Source organism: Luteibacter sp., assembly GCF_036499525.1.
In the GTDB taxonomy this organism is placed as follows: Bacteria; Pseudomonadota; Gammaproteobacteria; order Xanthomonadales; family Rhodanobacteraceae; genus Luteibacter.
On sequence record NZ_DASYDO010000010.1, the window covers coordinates 1 to 16,602 of the forward strand.

Genomic DNA, 16,602 nt, shown 5'->3' on the forward strand with positions numbered 1-16,602 from the left:
CGCCTTGAGTCTCAACACCCGCCCGCGGCAGCGGCATGGGTTTCGCACGCCGTTGCAGGTCTACACCGAGCTCCGCCAACTAAGCGAGGCCGATCCGGCTACGATGCACTGACTGTGTTGCGCGTGGACCTTGAAACCGCCCTTCGTATCGACGTAAGCAATGCGCGCCAGCGGGAATGGTTACTGCTTCTGTGAATAACGTCGGATCTGTCTCATGAACAAGGGTAAGGAAGTTCTGATCCGCGATGCTCTGGCCGGAAAACGCGACCTTCTTTAGCGCTTCAATCTTCGATTCTGTGTAATCACGGGTGAGGAATTCGGACAAGAAGTAATCGAGAAGTGATTTGTGTGACCAGCGAATATGGTTGCCGTCGCGAGCGAACAACGGGACAGAGGAGGTGCAATCATGCACCAGATCGTCTGGTGCGAAAGTAAGATCCGAACAAACCGTTGCCGTCACTTCCCTTGCCATTTCCTTAAATATGTCCTGTGTCACCTCGCTCACTTTTCGTCGACGGAACATAGAAGCCATGGCACGCAACACCCGATGAAAATCATCTTGATGTAGGCCAGTTTTTTTTGTTCGAACGAAACCGGTTTCCTTATTTAAATCATGAGCATCATATAGGGCATCGAATACTTGACGATAGAATACCCCTCGCTTGACAGGTACCACGGACTTGTACTCGAAGGCGCGAAAAAGAAGCGAGGTTAAAAGTGGATTCTCGAGAAAGCTGCTCACGGCAGGGTCGTGTTTTGCCCGGAGTTCTTCCAGAAGTGATTTCGCTCGATCTTCAATCTCATACGCTGCTCCATACTTCCTGATCAACTCATGAGCTTCACTCTTCGCGAGGGGCTTAATCGAGTATTTCTTAAAATCTGTAAAATTGCTGAAATAGATTTCCGGTCTGCTAGTTACAAAGAAGGTTGCCTTTTCATTTTGATCCACGAAGTCTCGGATCATCCGCGCAACATGTATTTTTTCACTCTCCGCAATCTCATCAAATCCATCGAAGAGGAATAGGATCGGCTGAGTCCTTAGGAAGTCGAAGAATTGCTCTTCGTGCTTCTTTTTTAAGGCAAATTGCGCAGCAAGAACGTCGTCAATTCGAGTGTCGCCAGTTAGACGTCGGAGGTCGACAAAAACGGGCAGCGCTTTCTGCTCCCCGAGAGCCCGAAGAAAAATTACTCGTGAAACAGTGGACTTACCCATGCCGGCTGCGTCAACGACAAGAAGTTTGCGTACTTTAGTAAGTAACGAAGATGGAAAGGCGTCGATCTCGTGATGATTTGGCCGATTCCGCTCTTGGAGCTTGAGTGGAATGTAGATTTTATCAATTTGAGTTGTCTCTTGAGGAAAAGCAACTGTAGAGATCTCACAGAAACGTTCGGCTAGAACCTTGGTATGCCGTATTACAGCATTAGTTACTTCTGTCCATGTTCGCTCGCTTGCCTTCGTCGATACTCGTTTCGTATACAAGGCTTTCAACGCATCCTTCATCCAAGGCATCGCGGCGACCGCCAGCTTGCCCATTAGTGCTCCATCTACTGGCATACAATATCCTCATATAAGACGCATGGATGATTATGTAGGTTGCCTTGCATAGCAATATGTTGACGGTCGTCTCGGACCAAAGGCAGTTATATCGAGCGGTGGTTACTTCTTCGACGGATCGCGTACCGGCACGCTGATGTTGCACAGGTCGATTTTCCCCGCTGGCCGGGTATAGAAGTCGTCGCGACGATTGCGCTTGGCATCGATCACCGCGGCGAAGGTCTTGCTGTCGGTGCGTAGCACCTGGATCGGCGTGCGCTCGGCGTCTGGTACGTCCGCTGCGACGCGCACGCTCTTGATCGTGACACGCTGCTCCGGCTTGTCGTAGAAGCCCATCGGTTCGCCACCGCGCGGGTAAGCCGAAAGAATTTCCATGCCCTTGATGACCTTACCGGCCACTGCGAGGTTGCGGTCCAGGTTGCGCGGGGCCTGCCCGATGATGGCGTAGAGCGAACTGCCGTTGCCGCTCTCCGCGCCGGTGTCGCGCGCAACGCCCACGGTGCCGTAGCAGTGCGTGATCCAGGCCTCGCCCTTGCCGTCGCGCGCTATCGGGAAACCGTCCGAGAAACCGACTTCCGGCGCATAGACGTCACCGTCCGGCAGCTTCGTGAAGGGATAAGCGGTGCCGCCCTTACGGGTGAATTCGGGAGCGAGGGTCTCCTTCGCCATGCCCAGGCTCTTGGCCTTCTTCTTATCATCGCCGTCGGGGTCGCCCCACTGGGTGACGAAGTTGTCCTGCACGCGGATGATCTGCGTGCCGTCGAAGTAGTGCTCGCGGATCATCGTGCGAATGTTCGCGGCGTGCAGCGGCGACCAGTCCTGGGCCAGCTCGATGATGACGCGGCCCTGCGGCAGGTCCATATACACCAAGTTCTGTGGATCGGGCGTGCGCCACTCCGTGGGCACCGACTTCGCCAGCAGTTCCTTCGGTGTAGGCGATTTCTTCGCCTCTTCCGCCATGGCGGGCAGGGCAAGGAGGACGGCGAGCGCTAGGCAGGTACGTGCGAGCATGGGATCCCCAGGGGAGTGTCGGCCCGCAGACGTTAGCAGAGGAACGCTCGATGTAGGAGCGCGCCTCCGCGCGCGACGGCTTTTTGCGAGGAACACACGGGTCGCGAAGAGCGGTCGCGCGCAAGGCGCGCTCCTACAGGGACTGTCAGACGCCGAGGAGGGCCTTGGGCTCAAGATAGGCCTCAAGGCCGAACCGCCCATGCTCGCGGCCCAGCCCCGACTGCTTGAATCCGCCGAACGGCGCCTTCGGTTCATGCGCCAGCGTATTGACCAGCACGCGGCCTGCATCGATGCGCGATGCCACGCGACGCGCGCGGGCCGCGTCGGTCGAATGCACGTATGCCTGCAACCCATAGGTCGTGTTGTTGGCGATCGCGATGGCGTCTTCCTCATCGTCGTACGCGATGATGGAAAGCACGGGTCCGAAGATCTCCTCGCGGGCGATGGTCATGTCGTTGCGCACGTCGGTGAACAGGGTAGGGCGCACCAGCCATCCACGGGCATGGCCGTCCGGACGGCCTTCGCCGCCGGCAATCAGGCGCGCTCCTTCCTCGATGCCCTTGCGGATGTAGCCCTGCACGCGATCCCATTGCTTCGCGCTGACCATCGGGCCGATCTCGGTGGCGGGATCGCCGGGATCGCCCGAAACGGCGGCCTCGACGGCTGCTTTCGCCAACATCTCGAACTCGGCCAGCCGCGAGCGCGGCACGAGAATGCGTGACCCGGCGATGCAGGCCTGGCCGCTGTTCATGAAGCCTGCCGCGATGGCCAGCGGCACGGCCTTGGCAAAATCCGCGTCGTCGAGGATCACGCTGGGCGACTTGCCACCCAGCTCCAGCGTCACGCGCTTCAGCGTGTCGGCGCTGGCCCGGACGATGCCCTTGCCGACGGCCGTGGAGCCCGTGAAGGAAATCTTGGCGATGTCGGGGCTGGCGACGATCTCCGCACCCACCACCTCGCCACGTCCCGTGACGATGTTGAATACCCCTGCCGGTGCGCCCGATTCATGCAAGGCCTCGGTGACGATCTGGGTCTGCAGCGCGCTCATTTCGCTGGGCTTGATGACTGGCGGTGCAGCCTGCCGCGATGGCAGCGGCGAGCTTGCCGCAGATGAAGCCCGCATTGCTGTTCCAGGGCGTGATGAGGCCTGCGACACCCACGGGTTGCATGACGACGGTTGCCGACCCCATGCGCCGCTCGAAGGCACGGCGTCGTGCATGCGCTGGAGCAGGGCGATCCCCTCGCCGAGGCTGCTCTTCGAAAAGGAGACGAAGGCCCGCTTCGCGGCGGCGATCGCGCGACGGGTGTCCTCGGCGTCGGCCAGGCGAACCGTGCCGATGACCTCCTCGGTGGCGGGTCAGCCCTGAGCCAGGCGGTGGCCTCCCTGGAGGCCCGCATCGGCACGCGCCTGTTCCACCGGACCACCCGCAGCGTCCGTCTTACCCAGGCTGGGGAGCGTTTCGTGGCTGATGTGGGCCCGGCCCTGGCGGACATCCGCGGCGCCCTGGAGCGGGCCAGCGACGAGGGCGGGGCGCCCACGGGTACGTTGCGCCTCAACACCTCCATGGGCGCCTGCCGACCTTGCCCGCCACACCTGCATACGCGCGCGCATGCAGGCGGGCCACATCTATCGCTGGGAATTCGAGTTCAACGTCGAGGGCGCGCTGGCGGCGGGCCAGCTGGAACGCGTGCTGGAAGAGTGGACGCCGCCGTTTGACCGCCTGTGCCTCTACTACCCGGGTAGGCGCCACGTACCGGCGCCTTTGCGCGCACTGATCGATCTGATCAGGGAATCCGGCTGAGCGCATGGGCCAAGGGTCATGGCAAACCTTTGCGGCGCGACAGGCATCCTTTCCGTAAGTTTCCACGTCCCGGATAGCTCATGCGTTCTCGCTTCATCCTCGCCACTCTCCTGGGCCTCGCCGTCGCCCCCGCGTATGCGGAGGTCACCATCGACGGTCACATCGACCCCGCGGAATGGGCAGGCGCCAAACACATCGGCGACTTCCGCCAGACCCAGCCGTTGACGGGCAAGCCCGGCAGCCAGCCTACCGAGGCGTGGATCCTGTCGACGCCGAAGGGCCTTGCCGTGGCGATTCGCGCCACTCAGCCGGACGGCGTGCCGCGTTCGCATCAGCAGACCCGTCGCGACGAGAATGCCCTGGTCGACCGCATCAACGTGATGGTCGACTTCAACGGCGACGGTCGGGTCGGCTATGACTTCGAAGTGAAGTCGCAGGGTGGCGTCGCGGATGAGGTGATTACCAACGAATCCGATTTCAGTTACGACTGGGACGGCATGTGGGATCACGCGGTCAGCGAGGACGCGGACGGCTATTCAGTGGAGGTACTGATCCCCTGGTACATCGCGCCGATGCGCAAGGCGAACGGCGACGAGCGCACCATCGGCCTCTATATCGATCGCGTGATCGGCGGCACCGGCGAGCGCATGGGCTGGCCCACGATCACCTTCGACCAGGGGCGCTTCCTTTCGAGCTTCCAGCACGTGCAATTGCCCGCGTACTCGCAGTCCCTGTTCGCGGTCACTCCCTACGTGGTCGGCAGGGTGGATCGCGCCAACGTCGGTACGTCGTTCGAGCAGGGCGCCGACATCCTCTGGAAGCCCAACGGCCAGACCCAGCTCACCGCCACCATCAATCCCGATTTCGGCCAGGTGGAAAGCGATGACCTCGTGGTGAACTTCTCGCCCGAGGAAACCTTCTTCACCGACAAGCGTCCGTTCTTCACCGAGAACCAGGGCATCTTCGACTTCAGCCTCCTGGACGATTATTCGCAGCTTGTCTACACGCGGCGCGTGGGCGGTGCATCGGACGACGGCCACGGCGCCGCCGATATATCCACCGCCGTGAAGGTCAACGGCAGCGTCGGCTCGACCAGTTACGGCATCCTCACCGCGCAGGAGAAGGGCGACGCCGGACGTACCTTTGGTGCACTGCGCCTGAGCCGGAACGAGGGCACGCAGACCTTTGGCATGCTCGCCACGCGGGTGAATCATCCGTACCTCGACCGCGACGCCAACGTGTTGGGTTTCGACCATCGCTGGCAGCCCAACAGTGCCTTCACCATCACCAGCAACGTCGTCGGCAGCAAGATCGACGAGCCGCAGGCGAACACCTCCGGCCTCGGCGCGACCAGCATCGCGTACTGGCAGATGAACGAGGTGTGGGCGCAGCAGTGGCTGGGCATGTACTTCGGCCGCCGTCTGGACATCGACGACTTCGGTTACCTGCCGCGCAACGACATGCTGTACCTGCACTGGGAAGTACGCCGGCGCGTGACCGGGCTTCCGGCGGATTCCGCGTACAACTCGCACCTGTGGGAGTACCGCATCTCCGGGGCGAACAATACGAATGGCCGCGCCGTCAGCCGCCGCTTCCGCATCGTGCGCGACAGCCAGCGTCGCGACGGCGGTGAGGAAGAATGGCGCCTGGATACCTTCTCCGCGGCGTATGATGACCGGCTCACCCGCGGTGGCTATGCGCTGCACACACCGCCGACGGCGAAGCTGATGTACGACCGCACGCGTCCGCGCATCGGCCGCTGGGCCTGGGAAGCGGAAGGCTTCATCACCGGTAACCAGCTCACCGGTTACCACCGCCTCGGCTACTACTTCAAGTTCACGCCCACGTACTTCATCACCGACGCTTTCAGCGTGTTCTTCGGCGGCAGCTACGAGTGGGATCCGAACTGGCTGATCTGGCAGGAGAATCACGACAACCTGCTGGGTGTATACGACGGTCGCACCGTCGGCATCGACAGTGGCCTGAACTGGAACCTCAGCAACAAGCAGGAACTGCGTGTGAAGCTGCAGACGCTCGCAGTCGGCGCGAAGCTGCGCGACACGGTAGACGTGACGCCTACCGGCGGCACTTCTCACAGTGACGAACACGTGGATCCGCTCGGCGTGGCCAACCTCGGATTCCAGATCCGCTACCGCTACGAGATCGCCCCGCTGTCGGATCTCTACATCGTCTACAACCGTGGTGGCTACGAGGACGACACCGAGGACGACCTGAACTCGCAGTTCCGCCACGGTTTCAGCCTGAAGGACGTCAACGAGGGCCTGATCAAGATCGCCTATCGCATGGAGTTCTGAAGTAGAGCCCGGCTTCACATGCCCTGTGGCATTCCTCAGGCCAAGGACGGCCTGTGGAGAGCCCTGTGCCACATCGAGAAAACCCCGTGCCGGGGCGCGGCATCGGCGAGCACGGCGTCATCGGGAACCAGGACACCATCGCGCTCGTGGCCATCGACGGCACGATCGATTTCCTGTGCTGGCCGCACCTGGACAGCCCCACGGTGTTCGCTGCCTTGCTTCGCCTACGCAATCGGTTAGCCCGCTAGGGCGGGCTCATGTTCTAGCGGCTCCGCCGCATTTGGCCGGCTCGGCTGTCGCCATCGTGTTGTGCTCGGGGCGACAAAGCAGGGGAGTCGCCGCGCGTGGCATTGCATTTGTAGGAGCGCGCCCTGCGCGCGACATGTGTTGAGGCCGTGACCTGGAGCTGGCGCGCTAACTCCGCGACCGCGGCGAAAAGCTGTCGTACCCGACGCGGGCATAAACGCGCAGGCGCGCTCCTACAAGTTCAGCGCCATAGCGCAACACGATGGCGAAGCCGAGCCGGCAAATGCGGCGAAGCCGCTTAAGACGTGAGCCCGCGAGAGCGGGCTAACCGCTCAGATCTCATTCTCGTCCGGCCCGACGAACTCGATCGCCGCCTCGCGGTTGCCGGCGGTTTCCTCGGCGATCTCGCGCACGCGCTCGCCGATGCGTTCGTTGGGGACTTCCACTTCGACGGTATACGTCTTCGAGCTCACGTCGTCGGACATGTCTTGCGAGCTGGAGTCGTCGCGAACCCCCATCATTTCGTCGTCGATTTCTTCCACGCGCTCGACCCGGTCGATGCCGTGGATGGCGGTGAGCACGTCGTCGAACACGTCGCGGTCGCCGGTGATGCGGAGCTGGATGCGGGGCATGGAATCCTCCTGGGCCGGATATGACCGATGCTGGCGCGCTGCGTGTATGCCGGAAGTGTACGCCCCGCTAACATGGTGGTTTGACGTTTTCGGCGCCCATGCCCATGCCCAAGACCTACGACCAGGCCTATTTCGACAAGTGGTATCGCAGCGCGGGGCATGCCGTGCGCTCGCCTTCCGAGCTCCGGCGCAAGGTCGCGATGGTGCTCGGACAGGCCGAGTTCTACCTCGGCCGCCCGGTACAGAATGTGCTGGACATCGGGTGTGGCGAGGCGCCCTGGCGTGCCGAGCTTCGCCGCCTGCGGCCTGGCATCGCCTATCGCGGGCTGGAAGCCAGCGAGTACGCCGTGGCCCGTTATGGCCGCACGCGCAATATCGGTTATGCCCGTTTCGGCCGGCTCGCCGAACTTCGCTTCGACACACGCTTCGATCTCGTCGTTTGCACGGACGTGCTGCATTACCTGAAGCCGGCCGAGATCCGCGCCGGGCTCATCGGCATCGGGGAGATGGTGGAAGGGCTCGCCTTCCTCGAGGTCTATACCCGCGAGGACGACCCAGGCGGCGACCGCGCGGGTTTCTTCGGACGGCCGGCACGCTGGTACCGCGAGGCCTTCGCCGAGGTGGGGCTCATTCCGGTTGGGTCCCAGTGTTATGCCAGTCCGAGGCTGGCTCGGCATGTGGCGTCGCTAGAGAGGCTGTAGCGCCAGCTCCAGGTCGCGGCGAAAAGATGTCGCGGACAGGTCCGCTCCTACGAACCTGCTGTGGCGGTAAACCAGGCGATCGTCGCCAGTGCGTTGTTCGCCGCGTGGGCGACGAAGGGGGGCCAGATCGATCCGCTGCGCACGCGCAGCCAGGCGCAGAACAGGCCCACCAGCACCAGGTTCGGCACCGCATACCAGAGCCACGCAAGATCGGGCAGGTGCACCGTACCGAAGATTACCGCCGATAGCCCGATCGCCCATCCGTCGCCCAGGCGGGTGCGCAGGATGGAAAGCAGCGCGCCGCGGAACAGCAACTCCTCCACCGCGGGTCCGATAAGGACGACCACGGGCAGCAATGCCACGCGCATGCCGAGGTGTGCCTTGCCGGCGATGTCGCTCACGGCCTGGCTCACCTCGTGCTCGCCGGCCAGGAGCTGAGTAAGCAGACCGCCGAGGATGGGGGCCGCGATACCGAGCGCGGTCGCGATGGCGATGAAGCGCCCCGTCGGGGCCGTGAAGCCCAGCCCGCCCGGCCCCGGATCCATGGCGCGCCCTGCGCCCCAGCGCCGGATCATCAGCCAGGACACCACCAGGGCGGAGCACAGCACGGTGAGGATCACGACTACGATGAGCCGGTCGGGAGCCTGGGGCACCCGATCGGGGAAGTACTGGGCGATCTGCATCGAGATGCCGCCGAACAGCCCGCCGAAGGCAAACTGCAGGACGAAATACACCGCGATGCAGAGAATCGTCTCGAAAACGCCCGGCGGCCGCGCGGACGCATCGACCGTCGAGGAAGGGGAGGCGGGAACATAGTCGTGGGTCATGAGGCACCCTAGCCGACGGATGGCCGGACCCGCAACGGCGCTTCCGGCACAGGCCGTCATCAAGGCCCTGTATAGTCGACCGTCCCTAAAGGAGGAAAACCAGCGCTACGACGCGCCGACCCATGTTCGCATTCGACTGGCTAGCCGACCCTTCGGCCTGGGTGGGTCTTCTCACGTTGATCGTGCTGGAGATCGTGCTGGGTATCGACAACCTCGTGTTCGTCGCGATCCTCGCCGACAAGCTCCACCCCCGCCAGCGCGACCGTGCGCGCCTCATGGGCCTTGGCCTCGCGCTGGTCATGCGCCTGTGCCTGCTCGCCACCGTGTCCTGGCTGGTGACGCTCACCCGGCCGCTGTTCCAGTGGGCGGGTTTTGGGCTTTCCTGGCGCGACCTCATCCTGGTCATTGGCGGCGCCTTCCTGTTGTTCAAGGCCACCCTCGAACTGCACGAGCGGCTGGAGGCTTCCGAGCACGACGATGGCAGGACCGGTCGCCGCGCCAGTTTCTGGCTCGTGGTGGCGCAGATCGTCGTGCTCGACGCCGTGTTCTCGCTCGATTCCGTGATCACTGCCGTGGGCATGGTCGACCACCTGTCGATCATGATGGTCGGCGTGGTGATCGCCATGGCCCTGATGATCACGGCCAGCAAGCCGCTCACTGTGTTCGTCAACGCGCGTCCGACGGTCGTCATCCTCTGCCTGTCCTTCCTGCTGATGATCGGCTTCAGCCTCATCGCGGAAGGCTTCGGGTTCCATATTCCGAAGGGCTACCTGTACGCCGCCATCGGCTTCTCGATCATGATCGAGGTGTTCAACCAGACGATGCGGCGCAACCGCCGCCGCTCGCTACTGGTGGGCGGCCGGGTGATGCGCGACCGCGCCGCCAAGGCGGTGCTGCGCCTCCTCGGCGGCAAGCCCGACGACGAAGGCGACCCCGGCAAGGGCGAGGTCGTGCCGGAGGTCGCGCAGACGTCCATCTTCGGCAAGGACGAACTGGAAATGGTGCAGGGCGTGCTCGACCTGTCGCAGCGGCCCGTGCGTTCGATCATGACACCGCGCACCGAGATCGCATGGGTGGATCCCGAAGAGGACCTGACCGTGCTGCTGGGCGAAGCGCGCGAGGCGCAGCACCACTGGATACTCGTGGCGTACGGCGACCTGGACGAACTGGCCGGCGTGGTCTCGTCGCGCGACCTGCTTGCCAGCCTCACCGACCAGGGCCGCCTGGATACCGGCACGTTCGTGCGCAAGCCGATCACGGTGCTGGAATCGCTGAGTGTCCTGCGCCTGATCGACGAGTTCCGCCGCGCGCCGCTCCAAGTGGCGCTGGTGGTGGACGAATACGGCAGCATCCTCGGCCTGGTCACGCCGGCCGACGTGCTGGAGGTGATCGCGGGCGAGTTCCCGAACGAAACCAGCGAGGGTGACCCGTCCGCCGTGAGCGAGCCCGACGGCGCGTGGCTGCTGGATGCCAGCCTCGATGCACGCCGCGTGGAACACCTGCTCGGCCACCGCCTGCCGGGCGCGGCCGATGCCAGTTTCTCCACCCTTGCGGGCTTCGTCCTGCAGCAGCTGGGCCGCCTGCCCACGGCGGGCGACCGCTTCGAAACCGACAGCCTGGCGTTCGAAGTCACGGCGATGGAAGGCGCACGCATCCAGCGCGTGCGCGTGATGTCCCTCGACAGAGACGACCCGACGTAGGAGCGAGCCCTGCGCGCGACAGCTCTCCGCGATGAGTAACAGGCCCTGTTGCTCATCACCTCAAAACATGTCGCGCGCAAGGCGCGCTCCTACATCCCAGTTGCGTCTTCGGTTGGCGGCGTCGCGTTGTTTTCCATGATCGCCATGCCGATGCCGCTGGCGGCCATCAGCACCAGCACCGCCCAGGCGATCATCGAAACCATGTAACCCGGACCGCGCCGGGTCGGGTCACGCAGATAGGCCAGCGCATACCATACGCGTCCCGCAAGCCAGACCAGCCCGGCGATACCCGCCCACAGCGGATCCACATACTGCGAGGCCAGCCACAGCGCCGGGATGAACATCACGGCGTTCTCGAGCGTGTTCATCTGCACCCGCCAGGCGCGCTCGAAGGCGGGGTCGCCCGAAATCGACGGGGCCTTGATGCCATAACGTTCACGTGCCCGGCCTACCATCCAGACGGTGGCGAACATCAAAAGCAGGGTAAGCAGGGTGACGACGGCGGGGAGCTGACTGGTCATGGGGAATCCAGGGGACGACTGCAACCGGGAAGTTTACCGGCAACTGGCCATGCGATCATGCATACCGCGTCTCGCCTGGGGCGCATCCAACGGGAGGTCGGGCGATGCTCTGGCAAAAAGGCCGTAGAAGCGACAACGTGGAAGACGCCGGGCAAGGCCAAGGCGGCGGGCCGTCGTTCGGCGGCCGCGGGCTGGGTTTGGGCGGCATCGTGATCCTGGCGATCCTCGGCCTGGTCTTCTTCAAGGACCCCACGGCCCTGCTGGGCCAGGGCGATCCCGGCGCGTCAGTGGCCCCGCAGAGCCAGCAGGCGGCTCCGCACCAAGCCGCCGCAAATGATCCGCAGGTGGACTTCGTCCGCGCCATCCTCGGCGAGACCGAGGACACCTGGGGAGAAATCTTCTCGGCCAACGGTCAGCAGTACGAGCAGCCGAAACTGGTGCTTTTCCGTAACGGCGTGCGCACGGCCTGCGGGTCGGCGTCGTCGGCCGTCGGCCCCTTCTATTGCCCGGGCGATCACAAGGTCTACCTCGACCTCGGTTTCTTCCAGGAGATGCAGTCACGCTTCCATGAAGCTGGCGATTTCGCGCGCGCGTATGTGATTGCGCACGAGGTCGGCCACCATGTGCAGAACCTGCTGGGCGTGTTCGACAAGGTAAGCGATGCGCGCAGGCGCGGCGCGAGCCTGCAGGGTGCGTCGGGTCTTTCGGTGCGGCAGGAACTGCAGGCGGACTGCTTCGCCGGCGTCTGGGCGAACCATTCGCAGCAACGCCAGCACTGGCTGCAGGAAGGCGATATCGAATCGGCGATCAACGCCGCTACCGAGATCGGCGACGATGCGCTGCAGGAGCAGTCCCAGGGCCGGGTGGTGCCGGACTCCTTCACGCACGGCACTTCGGCGCAGCGCGTACGCTGGTTCCGCACGGGACTGGACAGTGGCGATGTCGGCAAGTGCAACACCTTTTCGGGCGCGATCTGACCCATGACTCACCCTTGCCTGCGCTGCGGCGCATGCTGCGCAACGTATCGCGTCGCCTTCCACTGGCTTGAAACGGATACGGCTGGCGGTATCACGCCGGCCGCATTCACTGAACACCTCGACCCGCATCGGGTGGCGATGCACGGCACGAATGCTTACGAACCGCGCTGCAAGTCGCTCGTGGGCGAGGTGGGTGTCGCCGCGCATTGCGGCGTCTATGCGGTGCGGCCCTCGCCCTGCCACGACCTGCAACCGGCATGGGAAAACGGGCAGCCCAGTCCGCAATGCGACAAGGCGAGGATCAGGCACGGCATGCAACCCCTGACCCCCGCCGATTTCCTGTAGGAGCGCGCCCTGCGCGCGACATGTTTTGAGGCCGTGCGCACCAGGGCCTGTTGCTCATCGCGAAAAGCCGTCGCGCGCAGGGCGCGCTCCTACGATGCCATGCGGGGATCAGGAATCGCGCTTGCGACGCGGCGGCTTGGCGCCGCCCGGGCGGGGAGCCGACGGACGGAAATTGCCGCGGGGACGCTGCGGCGGTGCGCCGCTCTGCGGCGCTTCGGTACCGTCCCACTCGCGAATCTTCAGCTGCTGCTGCGCGACCCACACCTTCTTCAGGTGGGTGAAGGTCTCCGCCGGCATGCCGTCCGGAAGGTCGATCAGGCTGTAGTCGTCGCGGATGCTGACGCGGCCGATGAACTTCGCTTCGACACCACCCTCGTTGGCGATGGCGCCCACGATGTTGCCTGGCTTCACGCCGTGCTCGTGGCCGACCTCGATGCGGTAGGTGCGCTTGCCGTTCTCGGTGACGTGCGGGCGCGGCTGGCGCATGCCTTCGCGCACGGGGCGGCGGTCACTGAAATCGCCACCGTCGCGCGACGGACGGTCATCACGCTGCGGACGTTCGCGGTCGTACTCGCGCGGCGGGCGCTCGGTGTATTCGCGCTTTGCCGGCGGCTCGAGCAATAGCGGCTGGTCGCCCTGGGCGATGCGCGCCAGCGCGGCGGCGATCTCGATCGCCGGCACGTTGTGTTCTTGCTCGAACTTTTCCACCAGCTGCTGGAACAGGCCGAGGTCGCCCGTGGCCAGCGTATCGACGATGCGCTGGTTGAACTTGTTCACGCGGGTGTCGTTCACCGCTTCGATCGTGGGCAGCTGCATCTGCTCGATCGGCTGGCGCGTGGCGCGCTCGATCTGGCGGAGCAGGTTTTTCTCGCGCGGCGTGACGAAGAGGATGGCCTCGCCGCTCCGCCCGGCACGGCCGGTGCGGCCGATGCGGTGCACGTACGACTCGGTGTCGTGTGGAATGTCATAGTTCAGCACGTGGCTGATGCGCTCCACGTCGAGGCCGCGCGCGGCGACGTCAGTGGCGATCAGGATGTCGAGCTTACCCGTCTTGAGCTGGTCGATGACGCGCTCGCGCTGGGCCTGGGCGATGTCGCCGTTGATGGCCGCGGCGGCGAAACCGCGTGCCTGCAGCTTGCTGGCGAGTTCCTCAGTGGCCGACTTGGTGCGTGCGAAGACGATCATCGCGTCGAAGCTTTCAGCCTCGAGGATGCGCGTGAGCGCGTCGAGCTTGTGCACGCCGCTCACCCACCAATAACGCTGGCGGATGTTCGCCGCGGTAGTGGTCTTGTTCTTGATCGTGACCTCGGCCGGGTCCTTCAGGTACGTCTGCGCGATGCGGCGGATAGGCGCCGGCATGGTCGCGGAGAACAGTGCCACCTGACGGCCCGCGGGCGTGGCCTGGAGCAGCTTCTCGACATCGTCGATGAAGCCCATGCGGAGCATCTCGTCGGCCTCGTCGAGCACCATGAAGCGCAGGCCGGAAAGATCCAGCGTGCCCTTGTCGAGATGGTCGATGACACGGCCGGGCGTGCCCACGATCACCTGGGCGCCGCGCTTCAGGCCCTGCAGCTGCGGGCCGTAGCTCTGGCCGCCGTAGATCGGCAGCACCTGGAAACCGGGCAGGTAGGTGGCGTACTTCTGGAACGCCTCGGCCACCTGGATGGCCAGTTCGCGCGTGGGGGCCAGGACCAGGGCCTGCGGCTTGTTGCCGGGCCTCAGGTCGATGCGCGACAGGACGGGCAGCGCGAAAGCCGCGGTCTTGCCGGTGCCGGTCTGCGCCTGGCCGATGACGTCGCGGCCTTCGAGCAGGGCCGGTATGGTGGCGGCCTGAATGGGGGAGGGGGTCTCATAGCCCACCTCGGTCAGCGCGCGCACGACGTTGGCGTCGAGGGCAAGCGCGCTGAAACCGGGCAGGGCCGGAGCGTTATCGTTATCGGGGGATGACATGGCGACCTCAGGGAGGGGCGCGGCGGCGACATTCGGCGCCGGGCAGTACGCCTATTGTAGCAGCGATGGAAGCGCTTCGCCGTGGGCCGTGGCTGCATGTCACGGCGGCGCTACACTCTTCGGTCAGCTTTTCGTAAGGAAAGGGTCCTATGACGCTCATCGACACGGTTTCGGAACAGCGCTGCTTCGGCGGCATCCAGGGCTTTTATTCACATGTGTCGGAGGCCTGTGGCGGTCCGATGCGCTTCGCCGTCTATATGCCCCCCGCTGCCGAACAAGGCCCCGTCCCCGTGCTCTGGTACCTCGCCGGCCTCACCTGCACGGCCGAAACCTTCACGATCAAGGCCGGCGCCCAGCGTGTTGCCTCGGAGCTAGGGCTGGCGTTGGCGATGCCCGACACGAGCCCGCGCGACACGGGCTTGCCTGGCGCCACCGGCGACTGGGACTTCGGCGAGGGCGCGGGCTTCTACCTGGACGCTACCGAGGCACCGTGGAATGCTCGATTCCGCATGTACAGCTATGTGGTGGACGAACTGCCCCGCCTGCTTGCAGGGCGCTTCCGCCTCGACATGGGCAGGCAGGGACTCTTCGGCCACTCGATGGGGGGGCATGGCGCGCTGACCATCGCACTGCGCAATCCGGGCCGCTACCGCTCCGTATCGGCATTCGCGCCCATCGTCGCACCGTCCCGCGTGCCCTGGGGCGAAAAAGCGTTCTCGCGCTACCTCGGCAAGGACCGCAAGGCATGGGAGAGGCACGACGCGACAGCGCTAGTGAAGGGCGGCGCGCGCTTCGACGGCAGCATCCTCATCGACCAGGGCGACGCCGATGGTTTCCTCGTGAGCCAGTTGCAGCCCCAGCGTTTCGAGGCGGCGTGCGAGGCGGCGGAACAGCCGCTCGCACTGCGCATGCATCCGGGCTACGACCACAGCTACTATTTCATCCAGACCTTCGTGGAGGACCACCTCCGCCACCACGCGAAAGCCCTGACGGCATGAGCGAACCGATCCGCATACGCACCGCGCGCACGGTGATCCGCCTGCTCGACGTGGAGGAAGCGGAACTGCTGCGGCGTTACCGCACCGAGAACCGCGAACACCTCTCGCCGTGGGAACCGCTGCGCACGGAGTCGCATTACTCGCTGGAAGGGTGCCGGCAGACCATCGAGGCGGGCCTCGAAGCCGCGCGCGGCGACCGCGGCTACCCGTTCGCCGTGCTGACGCCCGATGCGACCGCGATGATCGGCAGTTTCACGCTCGCCAACGTCGTGCGCGGTGTCTTCCAGGCCTGCCATCTCGGTTATGGCATCGCATGCGGGCACGAGGGGCGGGGCCTCATGTTCGAGGCCCTCGATGCCGCGGTGCGTTATGCCTTCGGCCCGCTGGACTTCCATCGGGTGATGGCCAACTACATGCCACGCAACGAGCGGAGCGGCCGCCTGCTCGAACGTCTTGGATTCGAGAAGGAAGGTCTGGCGAAGCGCTACCTTAAGATCGACGGCTTATGGGAGGACCACGTCCTCACCGCGAAGATCAGGACGCAGGGCTGAGCGCCCGCGCGCGGAAAACATCGCGTGCCATGCGCTGCGCTCTTCCCACGCGAGCAGGAGGTAGATCGCGAGCAGGGGCAGGTGCGGGCCGAGCGTCTGGCCCTCGGTGACGAAGTGGTAACCGAAAATGACGACGACCGGCGCTGCCAGCAGGAGCAGCGCGAGCGGAACGAGTCGTGCCGCCATGAGTGCCACGCCGGCGTAGACGAAGAGCACGCCGATCAGCGGCAGGACAAAGCCACTGGCTTCCAGTCCGGCGATGAACGTGCGCCCCGCCGCGGTGTGCGGAGCGGGCGGCTGCCAGAACGCGAAGATGTGGTTCAGGCCGGAAAACGTGAAGAACGCGCCGAAGATCGTGCGCAGCGCGGCGACGCTGTAGCGGTGGAGTCGGGACATGCGGGGTATTACCTGGGTCGGATGGCCTGCCATCCCGCATGATCCCGATTGCCGCACGGACAGGCCATTGCCCAT

Annotated in this window: 18 protein-coding genes and 1 pseudogene; 9 read left to right on the forward strand and 10 right to left on the reverse strand. The window is 64.5% G+C overall.

Annotated elements, in window-relative coordinates:
- Positions 1-79: 79 nt before the first annotated feature.
- The 5 genes and pseudogenes from VGM71_RS01010 to VGM71_RS17620 form a co-directional block, all read right to left on the reverse strand.
- Entirely contained in the window at positions 80-1,534 is a 1,455-nt protein-coding gene (locus VGM71_RS01010) for an NACHT domain-containing protein (RefSeq protein WP_331541895.1), read from the reverse strand.
- Positions 1,535-1,657: 123 nt separating this feature from the next.
- Entirely contained in the window at positions 1,658-2,566 is a 909-nt protein-coding gene (locus VGM71_RS01015; RefSeq protein ID WP_331541896.1) for a peptidylprolyl isomerase, read from the reverse strand.
- Positions 2,567-2,711: 145 nt separating this feature from the next.
- Complete coding sequence (locus VGM71_RS01020; protein ID WP_331541897.1) at positions 2,712-3,614, reverse strand: aldehyde dehydrogenase family protein; 903 nt, start codon at positions 3,612-3,614, stop codon at positions 2,712-2,714.
- Positions 3,571-3,756, reverse strand: a complete 186-nt coding sequence (locus VGM71_RS17615) for an aldehyde dehydrogenase family protein (protein ID WP_414675067.1) — start codon at positions 3,754-3,756, stop codon at positions 3,571-3,573. Before VGM71_RS17615 ends, VGM71_RS01020 begins: the two co-directional genes overlap by 44 nt.
- Before the next feature lie 74 nt (positions 3,757-3,830).
- Positions 3,831-3,905, reverse strand: a pseudogene (locus VGM71_RS17620) (hypothetical protein); the annotation flags it as partial.
- A gap of 271 nt (positions 3,906-4,176) precedes the next feature.
- On the opposite strand from VGM71_RS17620, the gene VGM71_RS01030 reads away from it, so the two are divergent.
- The 3 genes from VGM71_RS01030 to VGM71_RS01040 all read left to right on the forward strand — a co-directional run bounded on the left by VGM71_RS01030 (position 4,177) and on the right by VGM71_RS01040 (position 6,931).
- Entirely contained in the window at positions 4,177-4,368 is a 192-nt protein-coding gene (locus VGM71_RS01030) for a hypothetical protein (RefSeq protein ID WP_331541899.1), read from the forward strand.
- Positions 4,369-4,448: 80 nt separating this feature from the next.
- Positions 4,449-6,683, forward strand: a complete 2,235-nt coding sequence (locus VGM71_RS01035) for a DUF5916 domain-containing protein (protein ID WP_331541900.1) — start codon at positions 4,449-4,451, stop codon at positions 6,681-6,683.
- A gap of 65 nt (positions 6,684-6,748) precedes the next feature.
- Positions 6,749-6,931: a trehalase-like domain-containing protein gene (locus tag VGM71_RS01040; RefSeq protein WP_331541901.1), complete on the forward strand. Its 183-nt coding sequence runs from the start codon at positions 6,749-6,751 to the stop codon at positions 6,929-6,931.
- Positions 6,932-7,261: 330 nt separating this feature from the next.
- On the opposite strand, the gene VGM71_RS01045 is transcribed toward VGM71_RS01040, so the two are convergent.
- The gene (locus VGM71_RS01045) at positions 7,262-7,561 is read right to left on the reverse strand and encodes a hypothetical protein (protein WP_331541902.1); all 300 of its coding nucleotides are present in this window, start codon (positions 7,559-7,561) and stop codon (positions 7,262-7,264) included.
- Positions 7,562-7,665: 104 nt separating this feature from the next.
- On the opposite strand from VGM71_RS01045, the gene VGM71_RS01050 reads away from it, so the two are divergent.
- A complete protein-coding gene (locus tag VGM71_RS01050; RefSeq protein WP_331541903.1) occupies positions 7,666-8,262 on the forward strand; it encodes a class I SAM-dependent methyltransferase in 597 nt (198 codons plus the stop codon).
- A gap of 47 nt (positions 8,263-8,309) precedes the next feature.
- On the opposite strand, the gene VGM71_RS01055 is transcribed toward VGM71_RS01050, so the two are convergent.
- Complete coding sequence (locus tag VGM71_RS01055; protein ID WP_331541904.1) at positions 8,310-9,089, reverse strand: CPBP family intramembrane glutamic endopeptidase; 780 nt, start codon at positions 9,087-9,089, stop codon at positions 8,310-8,312.
- A gap of 122 nt (positions 9,090-9,211) precedes the next feature.
- On the opposite strand from VGM71_RS01055, the gene VGM71_RS01060 reads away from it, so the two are divergent.
- The gene (locus VGM71_RS01060) at positions 9,212-10,789 is read left to right on the forward strand and encodes a TerC family protein (RefSeq protein WP_331541905.1); all 1,578 of its coding nucleotides are present in this window, start codon (positions 9,212-9,214) and stop codon (positions 10,787-10,789) included.
- A gap of 89 nt (positions 10,790-10,878) precedes the next feature.
- Here VGM71_RS01060 and VGM71_RS01065 read toward each other — a convergent pair whose 3' ends face one another.
- Positions 10,879-11,310: an MAPEG family protein gene (locus VGM71_RS01065; RefSeq protein ID WP_331541906.1), complete on the reverse strand. Its 432-nt coding sequence runs from the start codon at positions 11,308-11,310 to the stop codon at positions 10,879-10,881.
- Positions 11,311-11,414: 104 nt separating this feature from the next.
- On the opposite strand from VGM71_RS01065, the gene ypfJ reads away from it, so the two are divergent.
- On the forward strand, positions 11,415-12,287 hold the full coding sequence (gene ypfJ, locus VGM71_RS01070; protein WP_331541907.1) for a KPN_02809 family neutral zinc metallopeptidase: 873 nt from the start codon (positions 11,415-11,417) through the stop codon (positions 12,285-12,287).
- Between the two features lie 3 nt (positions 12,288-12,290).
- Positions 12,291-12,632 carry a YkgJ family cysteine cluster protein gene (locus VGM71_RS01075; RefSeq protein ID WP_331541908.1) on the forward strand — a complete coding sequence of 114 codons (342 nt, stop codon included), beginning with the start codon at positions 12,291-12,293 and terminating at the stop codon, positions 12,630-12,632.
- Positions 12,633-12,740: 108 nt separating this feature from the next.
- Here VGM71_RS01075 and VGM71_RS01080 read toward each other — a convergent pair whose 3' ends face one another.
- Entirely contained in the window at positions 12,741-14,582 is a 1,842-nt protein-coding gene (locus VGM71_RS01080; protein WP_331541909.1) for a DEAD/DEAH box helicase, read from the reverse strand.
- Positions 14,583-14,740: 158 nt separating this feature from the next.
- On the opposite strand from VGM71_RS01080, the gene fghA reads away from it, so the two are divergent.
- The gene (gene fghA / locus VGM71_RS01085) at positions 14,741-15,580 is read left to right on the forward strand and encodes an S-formylglutathione hydrolase (protein ID WP_414675068.1); all 840 of its coding nucleotides are present in this window, start codon (positions 14,741-14,743) and stop codon (positions 15,578-15,580) included.
- Positions 15,577-16,131: a ribosomal protein S5-alanine N-acetyltransferase gene (gene rimJ, locus VGM71_RS01090; protein ID WP_331541911.1), complete on the forward strand. Its 555-nt coding sequence runs from the start codon at positions 15,577-15,579 to the stop codon at positions 16,129-16,131. Before fghA ends, rimJ begins: the two co-directional genes overlap by 4 nt.
- Here the strand turns inward: rimJ and VGM71_RS01095 are convergent.
- Positions 16,084-16,527 carry a hypothetical protein gene (locus VGM71_RS01095; protein WP_331541912.1) on the reverse strand — a complete coding sequence of 148 codons (444 nt, stop codon included), beginning with the start codon at positions 16,525-16,527 and terminating at the stop codon, positions 16,084-16,086. The genes rimJ and VGM71_RS01095 overlap by 48 nt on opposite strands.
- Positions 16,528-16,602: the final 75 nt, after the last annotated feature.